This window comes from Leptospira vanthielii serovar Holland str. Waz Holland = ATCC 700522, assembly GCF_000332455.1.
GTDB classification, from domain to species: Bacteria; Spirochaetota; Leptospiria; order Leptospirales; family Leptospiraceae; genus Leptospira_A; species Leptospira_A vanthielii.
The window spans coordinates 1-16,288 of record NZ_AOGY02000007.1; the positions used below are offsets into that span (position 1 = coordinate 1).

Annotated in this window: 14 protein-coding genes and 1 pseudogene; 7 read left to right on the plus strand and 8 right to left on the minus strand. The window is 38.3% G+C overall.

The features are described 5' to 3' along the window. Nucleotides 1–152: 152 nt before the first annotated feature. Nucleotides 153–1,145: pseudogene (locus tag LEP1GSC199_RS21175) on the plus strand (IS30 family transposase). Here the strand turns inward: LEP1GSC199_RS21175 and LEP1GSC199_RS00540 are convergent. Continuing rightward, on the minus strand, nt 1,142–1,813 hold the full coding sequence (locus LEP1GSC199_RS00540) for a DUF1577 domain-containing protein (protein ID WP_002976147.1): 672 nt from the start codon (nt 1,811–1,813) through the stop codon (nt 1,142–1,144). The pseudogene LEP1GSC199_RS21175 and the gene LEP1GSC199_RS00540 overlap by 4 nt on opposite strands. Before the next feature lie 2 nt (nt 1,814–1,815). Beyond that, the gene (locus tag LEP1GSC199_RS00545; RefSeq protein ID WP_002976010.1) at nt 1,816–3,828 is read right to left on the minus strand and encodes an OmpA family protein; all 2,013 of its coding nucleotides are present in this window, start codon (nt 3,826–3,828) and stop codon (nt 1,816–1,818) included. 94 nt (nt 3,829–3,922) lie between these two features. Here LEP1GSC199_RS00545 and folP point away from each other — a divergent pair, with 94 nt between their 5' ends. Next, entirely contained in the window at nt 3,923–4,738 is an 816-nt protein-coding gene (gene folP, locus LEP1GSC199_RS00550; protein WP_002976108.1) for a dihydropteroate synthase, read from the plus strand. Nucleotides 4,739–4,775: 37 nt separating this feature from the next. Here folP and LEP1GSC199_RS00555 read toward each other — a convergent pair whose 3' ends face one another. After that, nucleotides 4,776–5,699 (minus strand): tetratricopeptide repeat protein, encoded by a 924-nt coding sequence (locus tag LEP1GSC199_RS00555; RefSeq protein WP_002976067.1) that lies wholly within the window; start codon nt 5,697–5,699, stop codon nt 4,776–4,778. Between the two features lies 1 nt (nt 5,700). Next, a complete protein-coding gene (locus LEP1GSC199_RS00560) occupies nt 5,701–6,606 on the minus strand; it encodes a tetratricopeptide repeat protein (protein ID WP_002976000.1) in 906 nt (301 codons plus the stop codon). Nucleotides 6,607–6,713: 107 nt separating this feature from the next. Between LEP1GSC199_RS00560 and mpl36 the strand changes: the two genes are divergently transcribed. Together mpl36 and LEP1GSC199_RS00570 are read left to right on the plus strand one after the other, a co-directional pair. Then, on the plus strand, nt 6,714–7,598 hold the full coding sequence (gene mpl36 / locus LEP1GSC199_RS00565; protein ID WP_002976115.1) for an RlpA family plasminogen-binding lipoprotein MPL36: 885 nt from the start codon (nt 6,714–6,716) through the stop codon (nt 7,596–7,598). A 123-nt stretch (nt 7,599–7,721) separates the two neighbouring features. Then, nucleotides 7,722–10,949 carry a SpoIIE family protein phosphatase gene (locus tag LEP1GSC199_RS00570; protein WP_039925671.1) on the plus strand — a complete coding sequence of 1,076 codons (3,228 nt, stop codon included), beginning with the start codon at nt 7,722–7,724 and terminating at the stop codon, nt 10,947–10,949. Here the strand turns inward: LEP1GSC199_RS00570 and LEP1GSC199_RS00575 are convergent. Then, the gene (locus tag LEP1GSC199_RS00575; protein WP_002976140.1) at nt 10,942–12,378 is read right to left on the minus strand and encodes a methyl-accepting chemotaxis protein; all 1,437 of its coding nucleotides are present in this window, start codon (nt 12,376–12,378) and stop codon (nt 10,942–10,944) included. The two genes, LEP1GSC199_RS00570 and LEP1GSC199_RS00575, sit on opposite strands and share 8 nt — an antisense overlap. Nucleotides 12,379–12,517: 139 nt before the next feature. Between LEP1GSC199_RS00575 and LEP1GSC199_RS00580 the strand changes: the two genes are divergently transcribed. Next, nucleotides 12,518–13,042, plus strand: coding sequence for a DUF2147 domain-containing protein (locus tag LEP1GSC199_RS00580; protein ID WP_002976114.1), 525 nt, complete (start codon nt 12,518–12,520; stop codon nt 13,040–13,042). 75 nt (nt 13,043–13,117) lie between these two features. Here LEP1GSC199_RS00580 and dcd read toward each other — a convergent pair whose 3' ends face one another. Both dcd and LEP1GSC199_RS00590 read right to left on the minus strand, forming a co-directional pair. Next, on the minus strand, nt 13,118–13,642 hold the full coding sequence (gene dcd, locus LEP1GSC199_RS00585) for a dCTP deaminase (RefSeq protein WP_002976105.1): 525 nt from the start codon (nt 13,640–13,642) through the stop codon (nt 13,118–13,120). Between the two features lie 3 nt (nt 13,643–13,645). Continuing rightward, nucleotides 13,646–14,419 carry an enoyl-CoA hydratase-related protein gene (locus LEP1GSC199_RS00590; protein ID WP_002976152.1) on the minus strand — a complete coding sequence of 258 codons (774 nt, stop codon included), beginning with the start codon at nt 14,417–14,419 and terminating at the stop codon, nt 13,646–13,648. Between the two features lie 69 nt (nt 14,420–14,488). On the opposite strand from LEP1GSC199_RS00590, the gene LEP1GSC199_RS00595 reads away from it, so the two are divergent. After that, nucleotides 14,489–15,181: an LIC10067 family putative lipoprotein gene (locus LEP1GSC199_RS00595; RefSeq protein ID WP_039925719.1), complete on the plus strand. Its 693-nt coding sequence runs from the start codon at nt 14,489–14,491 to the stop codon at nt 15,179–15,181. 150 nt (nt 15,182–15,331) lie between these two features. Here LEP1GSC199_RS00595 and LEP1GSC199_RS00600 read toward each other — a convergent pair whose 3' ends face one another. Then, entirely contained in the window at nt 15,332–15,682 is a 351-nt protein-coding gene (locus LEP1GSC199_RS00600) for a VOC family protein (RefSeq protein ID WP_002976138.1), read from the minus strand. A 100-nt stretch (nt 15,683–15,782) separates the two neighbouring features. Between LEP1GSC199_RS00600 and LEP1GSC199_RS00605 the strand changes: the two genes are divergently transcribed. Next, nucleotides 15,783–16,286, plus strand: coding sequence for a DUF3347 domain-containing protein (locus LEP1GSC199_RS00605; RefSeq protein ID WP_002976090.1), 504 nt, complete (start codon nt 15,783–15,785; stop codon nt 16,284–16,286). Nucleotides 16,287–16,288 lie beyond the last annotated feature (2 nt).

Consider the following 16,288-nt stretch of genomic DNA (forward strand, 5'->3'; position numbering starts at 1 on the left):
TTCGGAAGCAGAAACTGCCTCTGTCACCAAAATCAACATTGCAGCCGCAGAACCGTCGTCAGATGCCTTTTCCGGAATACAGTTCATAAATACAAAGGTAGAATCAAATTTTTAACGCAACACCGATAATCTAATGAATAAGGTGTTAATAAATGAATCATTATACAAGAATTAATTTGAAAGAAAGGGAAGTAATTGCTGAGATGCGATTTAAAGAGGAAAGTATTAGAAGTATAGCTAAGATACTGAATCGAAGTCCTTCAAGCATTTCCAGAGAATTATCTAAAGGTTATTCAAGAAATTCTTTCATTAATTATTCAGTATCAAATGCTCAAATCATTTCACAGAAGAATGAAAGTTCCAGAAATTCTGGTAAAATAAAGTTGCAAAAACATCCAAATTTACGAAAATTTATAAAATCTAAATTAGAACTTAAATGGTCACCAGAGCAAATAGAGATGTCTTTAAAAGAAAATCTGCCAAGCGGAATTACAGAATCAGTTTCCCATCAAACTATTTATACTTATATCTATCTTTTACCGAGAGGCGAACTAAAAAGGAATTGCAAAGCTATCTACGCCGAAAGATAGAAACCCTACAAAAAGTCGAAAAATACTGATAATAGAGGTAAAATACCAGACATGATAAGCATTGAAGAACGACCAAAATCAGTTGAAAAAAGATCAATTCCAGGACATTGGGAAGGTGATTTGATAATTGGAAAGAATCACAAAAGTGCAATTGGTACAATTGTAGAGAGAACTACTAGAAATGTTATACTGGTTCCTTTAACAAGCACAGATGCTGAGACCGTCAGAAAAAGTTTTGCCAAGGAACTAAAAAAAATGCCAACAGAGCTTAGACTTTCGATAACTTATGATCAAGGTAAAGAAATGAGTAACCATAAGCTATTTACAAAAGATACTCAAATGAAAGTATATTTTTGTCATCCGGGAAGTCCTTGGGAAAGGGGGACTTGTGAAAATACGAATATGCTAATAAGAGATTTCTTTCCTAAAAAAACTGACTTTAATGATATATCAAGAAAAGAACTGAAAAGAGTCCAAAAGCTTTTAAATGAGCGTCCAAGAAAAACGCTTGGCTGGAAAACTCCCGCGGAAAAAATAAAGGAAGTGTTGCGTTAAACTTTAGAATCTATCTCCAATAAAAACTCATCTTCAAAGATTTTTTTGGGGTCGTAAACATCCTCAGAAGGAAAGGATTCAAATGTTTCTGTGTCCAAAATAAAAAGAGGTTTTTTGTGTTCTTTCATCAAATCAATTTCATCGCTGTGAATTGATACAGAAAGAAAGATAACTTTTGATTGTGGATAATTTTTTAAAACTGTGCGTTGGATATCAGAAAGGATTACCTGAGAACTAATTCCCGTTAGTTTAGAAAAATCAATATTTGTTTTAGCGACTAAAAAATTTGATGCTACAACATTACCTCGAACCTTTTCATTTCTCGGATCTTGTCTAGTAGCATAAGTTTGTCTGCGATCTATAATTTTCCCAAGAAGGAGATTGTCCTTTTGGTTAATCAGTTCGTAATCCACTTCAACATGGAATCCAGGAGTTGCTTGTACTGTAAAAATGGTTTCAATTAACTCAGGAATAGTTTCCAATTCCCAAATATGGGCACCATCTGGTCTTTCCCCTTTGAACTTAACACGGATGGGAGTATCATACCCTTTTAGAAACAATCCATTCCCACCCATCATTTGTTTGAAAAATTCAGGTAAAGTACGTACCGCCTCTAGCGGAAGATACTCTCTCTCTTGGTCGAAATGAATTTTAACGCGATTGATCATAATTAGTCTATCTTTTTGAAATTCACACGTCTATTTCGAGATCTTCCTTCTTCTGTTTCATTTTCTGCAATCGGTTGAGAATAATGGTAAGCTTGTACCTTCATTCGTTCCTTGGGAACACCTTTGAGTCGCATGTATTGATAAACAGAAAGAGCTCTATCTTCGCTCAAACTGATGTTGTATTCCTTATTCCCTATATTATCAGTATGTCCACCAATTTCAACTTTTTCATTCTTATGTTGGATGAGGAAGTCCGCAAAAAGATCCAATTTTTTCTTATCTTCATCGCTCAATGTTCGTTCATTGAACGGGAAATAAATAATTGCATTGTAGAGATTATCAAAATCATTTAGATTTCTTAGATAAAGTACGGTCTCCTTCCCTTCCATTCCGGAAATTTTATCTTTGGAAAAGAGGAAAGTTTCTTCTTTGAATCCTTTAGCTCTCACCAAAATTTCGAAATCCATCGTAGGAGATTTATCTAAATCAAAATGTGAATCTTTTGATTCTAAAGATTTTCCCTTTCTAGTTAGATCGTCAAAGTAATAACAAGTAGCATTCGGAATGACAAGATCTGTTTTCCTGTCTTTAACGATGAATCGAATCCCTTGGATGGCTTTATCCGGTCGTTCGTCTTTCGTGGGACGAATGGGTTGTAAAATGATCTGAGAGTATTGTTCCTTATCCTTTCCGACGTTCCCTCTCAAATCCAAAAGGACTTCGGTCGGGTGGAACCCAGGTGAAGAAACTTCCACCCGGTATAATTTTCCCGTTTTGATGGTTGTACGAAAATTCTCCGCATCTGTAAGAGATAAGTCTCCACCAATCCTTTTGGATGTAATGACTTGGATAGGTCTTGTATCATCATAAATTTTCAATGTAGAATCAAGTCCAATCATGATGGCTTCTGATCCATCGAGTACAAGTCCACGAAATATAAATTCATAACTACGACGTAGATCTTCTGGAACCATAGATCTATAGATATCAAACTGACCTTCCCCACCGGGCCTGTTGGATGAAAAATAAAACCACAAATCATCGAATGTTACGGATATACCTTCATTATCACTTTCTTCCCAAAGGCTATAAGTCGAATAATCAGCAGGTGTATCAAAGGGGAATCCTGTAGATTCACCTGACAACTGTTGCTTGGTATTAAAGGGAGAACCTAATAAAACAGGAGCTTCAAAATTATTTTGTAACTCGTTATATTCACTATAATAAAAACTAAATTTACGATTCTTATCCCCACGATTTGAACTGAAATAAAGACGTAAACCATCCCAGTGGTAATGAGGACTAATTTCATCATCTTTTGTATTGATGATTGTGCCCATGGAAATGGGTTTTTGCCAAACTCCGTCTCTACATTTAATTTTGGGTTTATCTGGAATTATTTCTTTCGTTTCAGTTGTGGGTTCTCGTTTAGAAATCCAAAGGTCAAAACCTCCGAGTCCCCCTGGGCGGTTGGAGGAAAAAACCATAGAACAACCATCAGGCGAAACTGCCGGCATTTTATCTTCAAAATGGGAATTGACTTCATTCAGATGGACGGGTAAAGACCAAAGACCTGTTCTTTGATTGATCTTTGTATAATAGATATTAAGACCGTCATACCCTTCACGATTCTTTTTGGGGTCGGCTTGTGTTTTGTCGCGAACAGAAGTAAAATAGAGTTCGTATGGTTTTTCCTCTTCATCAAAGAGGATGGAAAACATCCCTTCAAAATTGGATGTATTGAGTTCTCGAAAGTTCTTTGGAGGAGACCATACCGGCAATTTCATTCGATCAGGAAAACTTAAGTTTTCCGAAATCCAAATATCCATTCCCCCCTCACCGCCAGGACGGTTGGACTGGAATACTAAATACCTTCCTGTCGGGGAAATGATGGGGCTATATTCCACATTTTGAGTGTTGAGTGGCTGGTAAAACCTTACATCCTTCACTTTCGGTAAAGGCTGAGCCAGAAGTGGGAATGCCAAAATGATTAAGGAAATAAGGAGTTTTTTCATCTGCCGTCTCTCCTATGTATCGGCTATTCGGAATTTTCTGCCAAGGGAAAAATAAGGCTTTTAGGGGCAGCTTTACCGATAATCCTTCTCATTCATGGCCGAAATCTTCGGAATCTTAAACATTACCACCGACTCGTTTAGTGACGGGGGAAAATTCCTAAACCCAGATGATGCGATTCAACAAGGAACTAAACTCTTACAAGAAGGGGCTGATTGGTTGGATGTGTCCGGCCAATCTTCTAACATTAATGCCACTCTAGTTTCAGAGGAAGAGGAATGGCGAAGAGTGGAACCTGTCATTCGATATTTTGTTCCGCAAGGAGTCCGAATTAGTTTGGATAGTTTTCGCCCAGCAGTACAGAAAAAAGCAATTGAGGCGGGTGTTCGCTGCATCAATGATATCTCTGGTTTTACCTATGAAGGTGACCGTAGTTTTTTCAAACCTGCTTTCGAAAAACACCCAGGACTAAAACTCATCATCATGCATTCGCATAACAAAAATATTGCGAAATACAAATCAGACCTCACACCAGAAAAAGTAGTAAGAAAAATCCAGGCTTTTTTTAGAGACCGTCGCTCCGAACTTATATCAATGGGGATTCCTGAGCCAGCCCTCCATTATGATCCCGGAATGGGTTTTTTTTTGAGTGAAGATCCGATGGTTTCCTTTCGAGTTTTACAAGAATTAGAAATTCTAAAATTAGAATTCCCTCAACTAATGGTAGGAGTTTCAAGAAAGTCCTTTCTCGGAAATGTTCTTGGGAATTTGCCGATCACAGAAAGAGAATTTGTCACTTTGGCCTGTGAACTTCATCTATTGCGATACAAAATCCCTTTCATACGGACGCATAACGTTCTTAAGCTCCGACAAGCAGAAAAAATTTGGAACTTATGTCAGGAGATGGAATAATCCCTATCGTTAGGATTTGGCCTTTTAGATTATTTGTTTAACTTCTTCCAGAACGAGAAGCTTTCCGAACATCCTTTCCTTCTTTGGAAAATGTGGGAAAAAAGGTCGACTCAGGAATCCCAAATCCCTTTTCAACCGCCTTACGATAGTAAGGCAAAAGTCCGTCCCATCTAGGAAAATCTTTTAAAACAAGCAAAGTATCTCGCCAAACTTCTAAAAAACTGATTTGTGTTTTTTCGCTAGGAGTAGCTGATTCCGCCCACTTTAAGGCTTCTTCATATCGTCCCAATTCATAATTGGCCTTTACAAAGTAAAAATGGAATTCCTTATTCTTTTTAGAGGCAACTTCTAGAGATTTTGCATAGTCCAACAAACTATACCAGTTACCTTTTTGGACTTGGATGTCTGCCATCCCATACAGCGCATTTTCATGAAACGGAACAACTTCTAAGATCTGGTTAAAATATCCTTCCGCATAAGCAAAGTTACCTGTTTGAAGATAATAATTTGCCAACTCTTCGTAAGAATATAATTCCCATCCCTTCACGCGTGATAATGCATCCAGTAACACAACCCTTTCATCATTTCGCAAACGGACTTCCAATTCTTTTAAAATATTTGTATAAGTAACGGAGGACCTAGAAGGAGCCTCCTTTGCAATTTTTTGTTTAAGGAGTTCATATTCATCCAATAGAAAGTAAAAACGAAGTCGGTTCAAATGAACAACAACTTCGTTCGGATTGGTTTGAATGCATTTGTCCCAAACTTGTTCTGCTTGGTCTAACTGAATGGTTTTGGCAAGGCGTATACCTTCTGCATTGCATTCAGTTGCACTGGAACCGGTCACTTCTAAAAACAAGGAATCGGATTCCAAATCCTCTTGTTTTGCGATGGGATACCTACATCCCACTAGAATGAATATAAAACAAAAAAATAGAATGTATAAAATACGAAATTTCAATCTAGGATTGCCTGTCTGGATCTGTCTTTTCCTTCATCTTCTGAGCAAATACCAAATATTGCATCGCTTTTTCGGGGTTGCCGTTGAAAAGATATAACAAACTTAAATCCAAAGCTTCTTGTGCATCGGGTGGAGAAAACTCTTCTGGATTCTCTTTGGAAAGTTCTAATTTGGTTTGAAACTCTTTCAGTTTTTTTTTGGCTTTGGATTGAATCCGAACCAGACTTTCATGAGCGACCCCATCTTCTTCTAACCAAGCGGCATGCAAACTTTCGTTGAAGTTTGTAAATCCAACATCCTCTTTTACCATAGTGGAAAGTAAAGTGGCTGATGCTTTATAATTTCCTTGTTTGGCAAGGATCTCAGATTGGATGATTTTTAATTGAGCATTTCCGGGATATAGAATCAAGTAACGTTCGATCATTTTTAAACTTTCTGGAAAACGATTCCTTTCGTAGTAAAACATCGCAAGCCCTCCTAAAGCTGATTTATGATTTGGTTCGATTTTAATTACATTATTGAGATAAACTTCGGTTTTTTCATCGTTGCCTAACTTCTGATAGGCCTGTGCGAGCAATAGGTGTGCAGAAATAAACTTCTTTTCAAAGGTTAAGGTTTGTTTTAAAAAACTAATGGCTTTTTCTGTTTCCTCGTGTTTGTAAAGGGAAACAGCTAAATTATAACAGTTTTTGACATTTGCATGGAGTTTGTATGCTTTAGAAAACAGAGGAATTGCTTCTGCATGTTTTCCTTGTTTGGCGTAAATCACACCCAAGTTTTGTAAGGCCAGATGATAATTCGGGTCCTTACCGAGCAAAATTTTGTATTGGATTTCGGCACGATCCCACTCGCCGTTTTGCTCCAAACGGACTGCCTCGTTGAATAGAGTTTGGATTTCTTGTGCCATACTGACCATTATCGTTTCAGAAACGAATCTCCCTCGAGAAAATTTATCACGAGATTGGAAAAACCTTCCGAAAGGTACACACAAGAGTCCAGAGGAAGGGGAAAGTTATGCAAAGACTCATACTTATATCCATAGTATTGTGGTTGGTTTCCTGCAGTTCTGCAGATGCCACCCGAAGAGATTATAGTGCTTCCGGCGATCCGGAAGATATTTTTTTCGAACGGTCTGGGAAGTCAAAACCTGCGAGTAACACAAAGTCTGAAGACCCAGTTGCTCGTTCGATCATTGACGATCTAGATTCTAATGCAAAAACAGCAACACCTGTTGCTGCCGCAGCAATCCCAACAAAAAAACCAACAGATCAGTTTGATGAAGTTGGTTTGTCATCTTGGTATGGACAAAAGTTCCAAGGTCGTCCTACTGCGAGTGGTGAACCTTTTGATCGAATGAAGATGACTGGTGCTCACAGAACACTGCCCATCGGAAGTGTGATCAAAATCCAAAACCTAGAAAACAACAAGGAAGCCGTAGTTCGTATCAATGATCGTGGGCCTTTCGTGGATGAACGAATTGTTGATGTATCTGAAAAAACTGCGGAGATCCTTGAGTTTAAAGACAAAGGGACTACCAAAGTGGGGATCAAAGTTCTCAAAAAAGGAGAAGATGATCTTGGTGATGATTTAGATGATGCAGATCTTTTGGATGATGCCCCAACAAAACCAGAAAAACTGACACCGGTAAAACCGGGTGCGGTGAAACCAGTAGCAGCTGGGAAAGGATTTACTGTGCAAGTTGGGGTCTTTCAGGAAAAAGAAAGAGCATTAAAATACCAAGAAAACATGAAATCTGAATACAACCAATCTGTGTTCGTAACTCCCAGAGATGGAAAGTTCGTAGTTCAAGTTGGGGATTTTGCAGACCGCACAAAAGCAGAATCTCTCAAATCAAAATTGAAATACGATGGGATTGATTGTTTTATCGCAACTCGATAATTTTCGCCCTTCCCTTCGGGCAATCGGTAGTCGTACCGATTTGCTCGGAAAGGTAGGAAAATGAATTGATTTCGCATTTCCGCCTGTTACGATTTCGTATTAAATTAGCAACTAGAAGACCCTATGAGTGAAAGCATATTATCCGTTGACCACATACTAACAAATTATTACACATTCGGTAGTTTAATTGTCACTGTCCTCCTTGCGGTCTTGACTACATTCTTTTTCTCACTGAAAGACAGAACTGTCGCCTCAAAACACATGGGGTTGGCTTGTTTATTTTTGTGTTTATTTCAGTTCGGGTATCTGCTGGGAGCCTTTTATTACCATCCCATCGCTTCTTACCACCGTTGGATCACTGGCGGCTTTATTCTCTTCGGGATCATCCATTTCGGACAGTTCTTTTTTCGTTTCCCCGATAACGAAGACCCAAAAGCAGCAAACATCATCCAATTTACCCTCTATGCTGTAGCTATTGTTGTTGTACTTTGGTTTTTGGTTACCGTTTCTCAAGGGGAAAGAAAGTATCACTTCACTGCCCACCACTGGGATTTTAATTCAGAAGGTCCGAGTCGAATTCTTAGTCTATTCATCGCAGCATACTCCTTTATCAACTTCCTTGTCATGCCGGGTTATCGGATCTTCCACGTAAACAAAGACAAACGGGGAACCCTCATTATCATGTTAGTGGCAGCTCTCATTGCAGCTGTTGTACCAAACATCACGAATGTTATGAGTCGTGATGGTGCTATGGAACGATCCACTTACCTCACAGCTCTGGTATTACTTTTCACTTTTACTTTCTTTATTATCACAATTACGTTTATCAATAACAGTAGTGAACGAACCACGTTCATGGTTAAGATTGTAGGTATTTCGTTTGTAACCATCCTCCTAATCATGCAAGCCTTTAGTTACCTTGTAGACCAGGAAAAGGAAACATCTTTCGACAATACTGCCATTCAAAAGGCCCTAAGGGTTGCGGAAGGAGGGGAACGTTCCAAGGACATTTTATTTGTCATTGAATACGATTCTTCCGGTCAAAATCTTAAAAAAGCCTTTTTGCCATCTTCTGTAAATTTGGATCTACCACTTGTTCAAGCAGATCTTTATAATACGGCTCTATATGATGAAGTAGTAACAATTGGAGAATCAGATTACCGAAATTCTCTTAAATCTAGCCTAACAAAAACACCATACTACTTTGAAGGTTATAAAAACGCGATCCTCCAGTTTTTGGATGAAAATCCAGATTCAGAAGGTGCGGAATTAAAAACTGAAGTTTCTAAGCTGATCGAAAAATTAAATCGAAGAACCTTTATCAACACTAACAAACTCGGGGACATTCTACCAGATCAGTTTTGTGAAGAGGGTGTTAAATACGTTGAAAAAGTTAAAAACGTAGATAGCTTCCGTGATGCCATTCTCAAACACGTCAGCGATTGTAAATGGGATGGAAAAGAAATATCAGGAAGTGACCTTCGCGTTGAAATGTTGAAGTTCTTTCGCTATTTCAAACCAGACTTAACAAGGCATTACAGAAAAGACTTAGACGGTGTTTCGCATTACGTTGCTTATATGACTTATGATTCGAAAAATAAAATCAATAGAGAAGTTGGTTTTAATTATCGAGACTACCGTGCCTATATGCACAAGTCTGCCAAACTTGAACTAGTGATCCTTGCGATCGTGATGTTCGTTTTACTTGTTGTTTTCCCACTTTTTTTCCGTTCAGCACTCGTTAATCCACTCTATGCACTGCTTGCTGGGGTGGAAAAAGTAAACCAAGGAAATTTGGAAGTAGAAGTTCCCATCAAAGTAAATGATGAAATCGGTTATTTAGCAGAATCATTCAATGGAATGGTTTCTTCTATCCGTGACGCTAGACGTGAACTCCAAGACTACGCAGAAAACTTGGAAGAAAAAGTTAAGGAACGAACCAAAGAACTTCAAGAAAAAATGGATGAAATCCATCGTTTGAAAGTACAACAAGATGGTGACTACTTCCTCACTTCACTCCTTGCAAAACCTTTATTTTTTAATGCAAACAAATCAGATAACATTCGTTGTGATTTTTTTGTTCATCAAAAGAAAACCTTCGAATTCCGTAATAAAACGGGAGATTTAGGTGGTGATATTTGTATCACAGGAAACCTAAAGTTAGGAAAACCTGAAGATTTTCATCGTTATACCATGGTTATGAATGGTGACGCCATGGGAAAATCCATGCAAGGGGCCGGCGGCTCTTTAGTAATGGGTGTGGTTATGAATTCCATTATGGCACGTTCTGCGGGTAACAAAAGAATTCTAAATCGCACTCCCGAAGAATGGCTAACAGACGTATACGAAGAAGTTAATGCTGTATTCAAATCTTTTAGTGGAACTATGGTTATCTCGGCAACAGTAATGTTGATCGATGATGACAGCGGAAAAATTTGGTATTTCAATGCAGAACACCCCTACAGTATTCTTTACCGAGATGGAAAAGCAAGTTTCATTGAAGATGAATTAAAACTGCGTAAATTGGGGTTGGATTCCGAATATCCTTTCGAAGTACAAACCTTCCAACTCCTACCTGGAGACCAATTGATCCTTGGTTCGGATGGTCGGGATGATATCGATCTTACTCCAGATGAAGATGTTCGTACCATCAATGAAGATGAGACTATGGTTCTTCGATTTGTTGAACAATCAGATGGCGATATCTATGAAGTAGAAAAACTCGTTAAAAAAACTGGAGATATTACTGATGATATCTCTATGATGAGTGTTGTTTTCAAAAGCGACAAATCTCCAATCCTCCACACTCCAAAAAAAGACGATTTCTCACAACAACCCATGGACGATTTTTTCGACACACCAGGTGATGATTGGGATGAAGCTCTTACAACTTCTGGTGCTTTCGAAGAAGGAAAGGTCCTTTACCAAAATGGAGAAATTGAAAGAGCCATTACGGTAATGAAAAAAGCCTTCCTGGGAGATCCAACCAACCAAAAACTAAATAAGTTTCTTGGTCTTGTAAGTTACAAAGGAAAAGAATACGACATTGCGGCGAAAGTACTCACTGAATTTTTGAAAGAAAACGAAGGATCTGGAGAGTATTGGTATTACTTAGCCATGTCCGAAAAAAAACTTGGGAACTACGAAAGTGCACTAAAAGCAGCTCAAGAAGCCCTGAAATATGACTCGGAAAATTTTCAAAACCTGATAAACCTTGCGGATGTTAGCCGTTTACTTGGGAATGTTGACCGAGCCGTTACTTATGTTACACGTGCACAATCTATAGATCCAACAAACAAAAACGTTCTTAAACTTTCAAAGTTATTAGAAAAAGCAACTAGCCTCAATTAATTGAGGTTAGTTGTGATTCTTCCATCGTTTTAGATTCTAAATATTGGATATAAGTATCAAATGTTTTTCCGAGTTCAAGGAACGATTCTTGTAACTTAGATCTTTCCAATGAAATCTTTGTTTTGTCATTCTGAATGATTGCTTCTTTGATTCGGATTGCACATCCGTGCAACTCACGATGTGGTATCTCTAGTTGATCGTGTATTGTTTTTTGTTTTGAATCCAATACCGAACTTTGATAATACCATAATCCCATTTTGCAAAGTGTATGATTTAGTTGAGGAAACAAATTTACATTTCCACTTGCAATTGCTTGATCGACTGCCTGGACCCAATGAATGTGATCTAATCTTCTTTGAAAAATGAACTCTAATAACCAAACAGAGTTTTGGTTTGTAATCAGTTTCACTGTATTTTCAATTTTACTAAATATGGCCTCAAAATCCGATTTTGTTTGTACACTATGATCTGAAAGCACATGAACTTGATTGGAGATACTGGTTGAATCATTTGCAATGTTCTGGGAAGCAATTCCAACTTCCCGAAGTTTAAATTCTAAATCATGAAATTGTGAAATCAAAATTTGAATTTCGCTTAAATTCGTGTTCGATTCTTTACGATTGGACACTACCGAAGATTCAATTGCTTGAATTTTTTCAATGATTTCAATCAGGACTGAAGTTCTAGTTTTTGAGTTTTCTTGAAATTCTAGAAATCGAGATTTGATATGTTGGGCAGAATCTTGAATTGTTTTCACCGCTACTTTTGTATTTTCAGCAAGTTTAGAAACTCCGTCAGCAACAACAGAAAAACCTCTACCTTCCTCACCTGCCCTTGCCGCTTCAATGGATGCATTTAGTGCTAGTAAGTTGGTCCGATCAGAAATATCCTTCACCAATTGAATATTTTCATTAATTTTTTGTAGGTCGTTATACAAAAGTTGAATTTCAACTTCATTTTTTTGATTTTCAACCTTAACCCATAGCGACTGTTTTGCGATTGTTTCAATTTCTTTTGCAGTATTTTCTAAACTTTTAACTAATTCAATATTTCTTTGACCAGTTGCATCAAAGGTTTTTAGAGTTTCAGTAATTTGGAAAGATACGGAATGAATGACTGCGTCCAGTTCTTCTGCGCTACTCGCCAAATTTGCTGAAATATCACTGAAATGGGAGAGACCGGATACAAACTCGGATTGTAAGTGTTCAATATTTTTTAAGTTGGTTGAAGAACCAAGAATCGAAACTGCTATTTCGTCTGCAGAACTAGTAATTAAACTTCGTAGTCTTTTTTGTAGTTCAAAAAGTTCTTCGACTTCCCCATGATTCGTTTTTTCTATCGAAGTATTCCGAATGATGTGTTCTCGGATCGACTTACGGTTCTTTATTAAAAACTCCCTAGTGGAGTCATTTGATTTAAAAGGAAACATAATATTTTTATTTTTTTAACTGCATTGTTTCTATATACTATTTTCTTAAATTGTAGTGCTGAATTTGGAAAAACCAGCTTGCAAGAGATTCAAAATTCTGTCAGAATAAGCGAACCAATTTTATAGAATAAGGATCCTTATGAATCAAAAACTTGTTTTAAGTGTATGGACGGCCATTCTTTTTGCCGGAAGTTCTCTACTTGCCCAAGAGGCTGACGTTGCGTTAGGACGATACCTGCCACCGGAAAAAGACTCAGTCATCGAAATTTTCAAATGTGGTGATAAATACTGCGGTAAAACGGTTTGTATCAAAGACAATGCTTACCCTGAGAAAGAAAAAGACAAAGGTGTTCCTGGAACTCCCTATCTAGACCACAACAACGAAGATCCAAAACTACGTAACCGTCCGAACCTCGGTATGGTTTTTATCACTGGATTTGACTATGTTGGCGAAGGTCTTTATAAAAATGGAAAGATCTACAACCCACGCGATGGTAAAACTTACTGTGGAAAATTCACTTCTCTTGAGGGTGGGAATCGTTTAGATCTAAAAGGAACTCTTTGTTCTATTACCTTCATTGGAAAAACGAACAATTGGGTAAAACTTGGTAATATGAGTATAGATGATGCTCGTTGGGATTGTACCTTCAAAGCTAAAAAATAATTGTAATTATGAAATACCTGCCATCCGTTCGGGAGGCAGGTTCCCTTTATATTGATTCTAAAAAAAAATTAGAACCTACTTCTTTTCAAAGTCTTTATACAACAGAGAAGGTTGGATACCTTGGTTGGCTTGGTATTTCCCCGATTTGTATTCACTGATTTCCCCTTCCACTGTATGGTAGAAAATTTGGCAGATTTGAACTCCCGCATAAACACGTAGCGGATGAGTAACCTGAATTTCTAAAGTCCAAAAACCTTTAAAACCAACATCCCCAAAACCAGCAGTAATATGGACAAACATCCCGAGTCGCCCAATAGAAGAACGACCTTCTAACATGGGAACTAAATTGTGAGTCTCGGTAAATTCGATAGTCCTTCCTAAATACAATGTACCCGGTTCCAATAACAAACCGTCTTCTGGTATCTTCAAAGTTTGCACAGGATTTGGTTTTTTCATGTCCAAAGGAAATTCAGAATATACTAAAAGATCTTCATGCAATCGTAAATTATATGAATTTGGATTTAATAGATTCGCATCATAGGGTTCGATTTTAATATCGTTTCCTAGTCTTTTTAAAATTTCTTTTCCGGTTAATATCACGGATCATTCTCCCTTAAAATTAGGTTTTCTTTTTTCAGCAAATGCCTGTAAGGCTTCCACTCGATCTTTTGTGCCTATTGTTTCAAAATAACAAAGCCTTTCCCACTCTAGGGCCGATTCCAATGGCAACTCCATTCCGCGGCGCACTGCCTTTTTCGCAGCAGAAACAGCAATAGGTGCAGATTCCGATATCTCCCGTGCTAAGGCAAGAGAAGATTCCCGTAAATGGTCTGGATCAAATACTTGAGATACCAAACCTCGGACCATTGTTTCCTTTCCGGTAAGTTTTTTTCCTGAAAATATCCACTCCATAGCCGTGGATTCTCCCACAATTCGGGACAGTCTTTGGGTTCCCCCAGCTCCAGGAATGATTCCTAATTTGGTTTCCGTAAGCCCCATTTGTGCAGATTCACTCGCATAACGAATATCACATGCCAGTGCCATCTCTAAGCCCCCACCAAAGGCAAACCCGTTGATAGCTGCAATGGTTGGGATGGAAAGATTTGCCAACTCCGAAAAACAAAGGTTGATATCTTTCAGGAATTGTTTTACCTGCAAGTCCGACATGGATTTTCTTTCTTTTAGGTCGGCACCCGAACAAAAGGCGTCACCGGTACCGATGATAACTAAGGTTCGTGCCTTACTCTTTTTCACTTCCTGAATCTTTTCTCGCAGTTCCGCAAGGAGTTGGATGGAAATGGCATTTTTTGCCTCGGGACGGTTTAGTTCAATTAATGCTACATAAGTGTGGTGGGTTTGGAGTGTGACAGTGTTCATAGAATTTCCTCCAGATGAAAAAATAGAAATGAAAACTGTTTTGATTTTCCGATAATGGAAGCAGCCGTCATGAGAAGGATTTTATACACAATCGGATTCTCACTAGTACTTGGAAACAGTTTTTCCTGCAAGTCCTCGTCACAGGAAGACCCTCTTGTAGCACTCTTAAGTTCTCCTCCAGTTGTGTCTTCTGTAACTCCGCAAATTGGAACTCCAACCCAAAACAACCTAAATGCAATTTACTCTGCAACTGAGGTTGTGATCAAAGGCGAAAATTTCGGAGTCGATCCAGTGGTTCGATTTAATGATATTGTCGCGACCATCAATGCAAATCTGGGAACGGAATTACATACGCGAGTTCCCGATGGTGCTTTTTCTGGATTTATTACTGTATCAAAAGCAGGTGGCGTTTGTTTGCCTAACTCGAAAGAAGGTGTTAACTGTGCTGGTACAGAATACTTTATCGACTGCTATGCGATCACAAACAAACAGTATGGATCAGAGATTGAATTAAAACAAGGCCAGAGTTTGTCAGTTGAATTTGGTGCTATTGAAACTAAAGCATTCCACACAGATACCTTAATAGCATCTAGGAATCTAATCATAGGATGTCAAAGTGCCGTTACCGTGAGAGTTTTCAATCGGTCCTGTCAGGCGACTGACTATGTGTTACAGAACGACCCAACCATTCCCTTTCCCGCCGGAGTTGCAACGCAATTCTATATTACTGCCAACTCTGCGACTTGTAGTTTAGTACTTTAGAAAGACTTAATTTCTTCGCATACACAACTAAAGTGTAGGATGACTTTTTGTGAAATAGGAGGAGGAGAGAACCCTTTCCATCCTCCTGGATTGTCCAAACGGACGACACCAAGAGGAAATTAAATAGGTTTCTAAAGATATTAGCGGGTTTTAATTTGAGTAAAAGATCTCTATTAAATTTTGGCTTGGATCTGCAAACGTAAGACACTCTCCAGAATCAGTTCCTTCTGGCCCTTTGATGATCTTAACGTTCTTTTCTTCCAGTTCGCTGATGGCTTCTGTGAAATCATCCACATCCATCACAAAACTTAAGGTTGGCAGAGATCTGTCTGAAACTTCTGCGACAACCAATCGTATCCGGAAGGAATCCAGAGAAAGAATTGCCTCAGTAGCCTTCTTTGTCTCCACTTCGAAGTCAAAAATGTCCCGGTAAAAATCGATAGAGGTGTCGAGTTGGGAGACGGGGATACTGACGTGGCCAATGCCTTCTACAATAATCATAATGGAATTACACCTTCGTGAACTTTTCTGTCATCATGCTTGAAAAACCGGCTTTGTCGAGAAAAAAGCAATTTCCCTCTAACAAACTCGAAACTAAAATTTGAATTCCAATTCCAACTCAGGAAAAAAGAATCAAAATATGAATGTATTTCGGATTTCACTCATCGTTTTAGCCATTTTCGCCCTTTCTTGCAAGGAAGAGGTCGTTCCTTTTGAAACTGCCCATGAAAACCTAGCGGCAAAACTCCTATCAGAGAACCAAATCCTTCTCGAAGAGTATCTAAAAGACAATCCCAAACCAAATTGGAAAGTTTTTTCGGAATCTCTTGATGCATTAGGAGCGAGTGGGCATCCTAAATTAAAGGCTTGGGCTGATTCTTTGCGCCCGCTCATTCCAAAAACTGGAACTGATTTAGAAACTAGTTATGAAAAAATTTCTAAAATCCAGGCAATATTGATCCAAATCAAAACAGAAGTGCCAAACCAAACTAAGTACAATCGATTTTACTGTCCTATGGTTGATAAATTTTGGTTAATGACAGGTAGAGAAGTAAAAAATCCTTACGCTCCAGAAATGAGAGACTGTGGAGAATTAGTACAATAATC

Coding starts and splice junctions, on each gene's coding strand:
- LEP1GSC199_RS00540 (WP_002976147.1), bottom strand. CDS start 1,813: ATGATCAATCGCGTTAAAATTCATTTCGACCAAGAGAGAGAGTATCTT.
- LEP1GSC199_RS00545 (WP_002976010.1), bottom strand. CDS start 3,828: ATGAAAAAACTCCTTATTTCCTTAATCATTTTGGCATTCCCACTTCTG.
- folP (WP_002976108.1), top strand. CDS start 3,923: ATGGCCGAAATCTTCGGAATCTTAAACATTACCACCGACTCGTTTAGT.
- LEP1GSC199_RS00560 (WP_002976000.1), bottom strand. CDS start 6,606: ATGGCACAAGAAATCCAAACTCTATTCAACGAGGCAGTCCGTTTGGAG.
- mpl36 (WP_002976115.1), top strand. CDS start 6,714: ATGCAAAGACTCATACTTATATCCATAGTATTGTGGTTGGTTTCCTGC.
- LEP1GSC199_RS00570 (WP_039925671.1), top strand. CDS start 7,722: ATGAGTGAAAGCATATTATCCGTTGACCACATACTAACAAATTATTAC.
- LEP1GSC199_RS00575 (WP_002976140.1), bottom strand. CDS start 12,378: ATGTTTCCTTTTAAATCAAATGACTCCACTAGGGAGTTTTTAATAAAG.
- LEP1GSC199_RS00580 (WP_002976114.1), top strand. CDS start 12,518: ATGAATCAAAAACTTGTTTTAAGTGTATGGACGGCCATTCTTTTTGCC.
- LEP1GSC199_RS00590 (WP_002976152.1), bottom strand. CDS start 14,419: ATGAACACTGTCACACTCCAAACCCACCACACTTATGTAGCATTAATT.
- LEP1GSC199_RS00595 (WP_039925719.1), top strand. CDS start 14,489: ATGAGAAGGATTTTATACACAATCGGATTCTCACTAGTACTTGGAAAC.
- LEP1GSC199_RS00600 (WP_002976138.1), bottom strand. CDS start 15,682: ATGATTATTGTAGAAGGCATTGGCCACGTCAGTATCCCCGTCTCCCAA.